At 33.9% G+C, this 703-nt stretch carries 1 protein-coding gene; it reads right to left on the bottom strand.

The annotated features are described in order from the left end of the window. The coding region (locus FJR06_RS04730) for an Rpn family recombination-promoting nuclease/putative transposase (protein ID WP_168650943.1) at positions 1–636 on the bottom strand (636 nt) is incomplete at its 3' end. Between the last annotated feature and the right edge of the window lie 67 nt (positions 637–703).

Raw genomic sequence — 703 nt, forward strand, 5'->3', positions numbered from 1 at the left:
GGCTTCTTGATATACCCTTGTTTGCTTAATATCACTCACTAAAAACATTGCTTCTATCTCCTGACGGCTTAATTGTGAAAATTTGGACAATAAAACAGTCTCCAACAATTCTATAATACCTTGTTTTTCTCTGTCATTCTCAACTTCTGTCTTAGTTCTGTCCAAGAGAGCTTTAACTAATTCCGGTGCTTGTGCTTCCTTACTGACAATTAACTCAATTAACCCCATACCAATTGAACCTGGTGGTAATTCATCTAAATAAATTCGTTTAATTCTCCCACTATTAATCAATTCTTGTTGATAAGCAGTCAATTCTCCTACATCTAAACTCCGTTTCGCAAATAAAGCTACTCCTTGCCAATCTTGTACAGGTTTAAATTGATTAAGATAAATGTTGATTTCGGCGATTAATTCCCAGTAAAAATCCGGTTTTGGTTGAAATTGCACTTCTACAAAATAGATGGGTTTTTCTAGACTATCTGCCATAAAAATTCCATCAAATCGAAATGCTTTTTCTTTCACTTCCACAGAGGTAAATTTATAATCTGTGGCGTTTTCTGTAGGTTCTCCCAGAATTTCAAATAATAGGGTGTGAAAAGTGAGGAAGATTTGATAAAATATTGTGTCTGTGTGCATTATTCCTGATTTTGAAATTTCTTATTACTTATTTATCTGCTGATTTTAACCATCTTTCCCAGTTCTC

This window comes from Dolichospermum sp. UHCC 0352, assembly GCF_009711925.1.
In the GTDB taxonomy this organism is placed as follows: Bacteria; Cyanobacteriota; Cyanobacteriia; order Cyanobacteriales; family Nostocaceae; genus Dolichospermum; species Dolichospermum lemmermannii.